Origin of the sequence: Aeromonas sp. QDB23, from assembly GCF_027707745.1 — a bacterium.
Lineage (GTDB): Bacteria > Pseudomonadota > Gammaproteobacteria > Enterobacterales > Aeromonadaceae > Aeromonas > Aeromonas allosaccharophila.
The window spans coordinates 1-3,239 of record NZ_JAPCJA010000118.1 but is presented as its reverse complement, the minus strand read 5'-3'; the positions used below and the strand labels follow the sequence as shown (position 1 = coordinate 3,239).

Here is a 3,239-nt window from a genome sequence, read left to right as displayed (position 1 = left end):
ATGGGGTTCTAGGGATTTTCCGTCCAAAAACGACAAAGTGCTCTGGAGGCCGCGCCGTCCGTGGCCTCCAGAGGGGTATTACTTTTCGCTGACGGGTAAATATCCCTCGATTGAGCGCATAAGCTCCTCCAGATCTGGCAATTTTTCGCTCAATTCGAAGTGGTAAGTCCCCTTGAGGTTAATGTTGTGCCAGGCCACAGGGGATGCCTGTTTGACGATATCTATTCTCTTGGTATCTCCTTGGTATTCGAAGCTGGTCAACAGCTGGCTGAGTATCCTGGAGTTGAAGTAAACGATGGCATTGGTGACCAGGCGAGCGCACTCATTCCATAGCTGGATTTCTTCGTCTGAACTGCCCCGGAACTGATCCCCATTGACGCTGCTCACGGCCCGACGCAGTTGGTGATAGGCCTCTCCCCGGTTCAGCGCGCGCTGAACATAGTTTCTTAAACTGGCATCATCGATGTAGCACAGTAGATAATTCGCTTTCACCAGGCGATTGTATTCCGTCAGGGCTTCCAGCAGCGGGTGATTGCGCTTGTACTCCGAGAGCTTTCTCACCAAGGTGGCTTGCGTTGTTTTCCGCTGCTTAAGTGATACTGCAATCCGTTGGATGGTATCCCAGTGCTGCGCAATACGATGGGTATTGATTGGCTTTTTTAAGCACAGCTGAATTCGGTGTTCTTTGTCTTCCTTGACATCAAACATGTCATTGATCACTTTGCCAACCTGGGCATAGCGTGGGGCAAACTGGTATCCGAACAGATCCAGTAACGCGAAGTTCACATGGTTCACCCCATGGGTATCGGTTGAGAGCACATCCGGAATGATGTCTGACGTATTGCTCATCAACAAATCAAAGATGTAGTGCGATTCATGTTCGTTGGCGCCGATCACTCTGGCGTTGATCGCAGCGTGATTGGCGATCAAGGTCATGGCAGAAACACCTTTTTGAGTGCCAAAGTACTTCGACGAATAACGGGTTTTGAAGGTCTCGCGCCGGGCTTCGAACTTTTGACCATCGGCACTGGCGTGGATCACATCTTCCTGGATGTTGTAGTACCGGAAGATGGGTAGCTTGGCTGTCGCGTTATTGATGTTGTCGTTAGCAGCATTCAATGTTTCCAGGCGAAGATAGTTCGCCTGGATAGTGCTGAGCTGATCATAGGTACGATCAGAGATCTGTGCCATGCCGTAAATGCCTTGATTGGTTGCATTGCCGACCAGAATTGCCAACAGGTCATATTCATGGGAACGGCTTCTGGATTGGGAACCCAGCACATGAGCGAAGCAGTCAATGAAACCGGTGTCACGATCAACCATGCGCAGTACATCCGCAATCCCCGTTGTGGGAATTTGCTGGAAGAAGGGATTGTTGACCAGATGATGTTTGCTGGCCGAAGGCAGGCGCCAGAAGCGTTTACCCTGCGGATTACGCAAGATGATATTCCGGTTGTCTTCCTGTTCAAGATATTCGCCGACTTCGTACAAACGGGTATCCAATTCCATGGCCATCTGTTTGATCAGCTTTTCAGGCTCCTCCGCTAATTTTGTAAAATGGCTCTGTTGAAGCAGCGTATATTTGTTTTTTCGCCAATGTTCCCCGTCGATCAGGTCGGCGTCGAGTGCCCGGTATTTAGTGATATCAGGCAGCGTCAGCTGGCCATTCAGGCGATCAGGAATCTGTTGATAGAGGAACCACTCATAACGATCGATCAGGATATTCCCTTCACCATCCAGCAGGAATTCACGTGATTTTTTGGAAAGGAGTCTGGTGTCGGCAGTTTGCAACTGAGCGTCCTGGCCGTTGAGTTCGTTTTGTGTTTTCGCCAAGGCGGCCGCTAAGTGCTGGGTGCCGTCGCAGCCTTCGAAGCGCAGACATAGGAACAACTCTCGCAGCAAACCTTTCCGCAGACTTTCTTTCTCGTCGCAGTACTGCCACATGGCTTCATCGACCGATCGTCGCTGCTCGTTCAGGAAGAGACATACAGATTCCAGATCCCTTTTGGTCAGCAGGCTCAGTGCTTGCTGTCTTACTGTTGCAAACGGTAGTTGCAGATCAATGCTGTCATCAATGAACAGGTGCAGTACTTCAGCTGCCTTGCTGACATTTTTAGCTGCTTTTTGCCAATCCTTAAACACCGCTTCCTGCGCATAATCCTTTGCCTTCTGTTTGGTCTGTCTGACATGATGCACAAAGCCATCGGCAATACGTTCCAGCGCTTGCTGCCATCGCGTTTGAAGATAGCACAATAAATACAGCCATTGGCTGCCTACGGTTTGACGTTTCAGTTTGGCACCGTAGTAGTCGACTTTCTCTGCCAGGTGTTGCAGATTTTTCTGCGACAGTGATAGCGTGCTCAACAGCAGATCCACTTCCGGCATCCAATGCTGGATATGGCGATAGACAATCAGTTCTTTCTCCAACTCGGTTCCGGTGAAGTTACGAGCCGATTGTCGCAACTGTCGGAACGGCAGTGGACCTGTGCCGTTCACGAGCTCCGCCAGTGCTTGCTTAAGACCGCGTGACATTGCACGCTCAAGGTGCGCGGCCATGTGTTCCTGTTCGTCTCCCACCACCTGACTGATGATCTTTTGCAGCGTGCTGTAGGCAGGGATTGCGATCTTCTGCCCCGAACAATATTCAATGGCCGCATCGAAGAGGTGCCTAGGCGCTGTCCAGGCTCTGGCTTGCTGGGATAAGTAATCTCTCAACGCCGCTCCATGGTCTTTGACATTCCAGCGCTGGTAGTTGCAGAGCTGGAAAACACGTTGGTAAATCCGTTCGTTCTCTTTTGGCGTGAGATTAAAGGGTCTACAGCCTGGGCCTGGTAGAACGGTTTGATAAACGTATTTGAGGTCCTGCTTGATCTGATGAAAGCCGGGATTCAGCACCACCGGCTTGGCTTTGAAATAGCCCAGCAGTACCACCAGCATGTAACGCTGGCCCCGATGACGGAGGCTTTTAGCGATCGCCAGTTCCTTATCGTTCAGCGAGAAAAAGAAGCGTTGGTCGGCGGAGGTGAAAGCGGGGGGTCCATATAACTCATCTTGTTCTGCCTCGGACAAGATTTGGACACGTTCTTCGAATGCCATGGATTTAGCCCAAAAAGACTAAATCTTACTCAAACAGAGCCCAAATAGGGATCTCGAAAAAAGTAATACCCCTCTGGAGGCCACAGACGGCGGGGCCTCCAGAGCACTTTGTCGTTTTTGGACGGAAAATCCCTAGAACCCCA

The 3,239-nt window shown here is 50.7% G+C and carries 1 protein-coding gene; it reads right to left on the bottom strand.

What is annotated here, in order from left to right; all coding sequences use genetic code 11:
• Positions 1–78 precede the first annotated feature (78 nt).
• Entirely contained in the window at positions 79–3,096 is a 3,018-nt protein-coding gene (locus PG888_RS22570) for a Tn3-like element IS3000 family transposase (RefSeq protein WP_021740570.1), read from the bottom strand.
• Between the last annotated feature and the right edge of the window lie 143 nt (positions 3,097–3,239).

Coding starts and splice junctions, on each gene's coding strand:
- PG888_RS22570 (WP_021740570.1), bottom strand. CDS start 3,096: ATGGCATTCGAAGAACGTGTCCAAATCTTGTCCGAGGCAGAACAAGAT.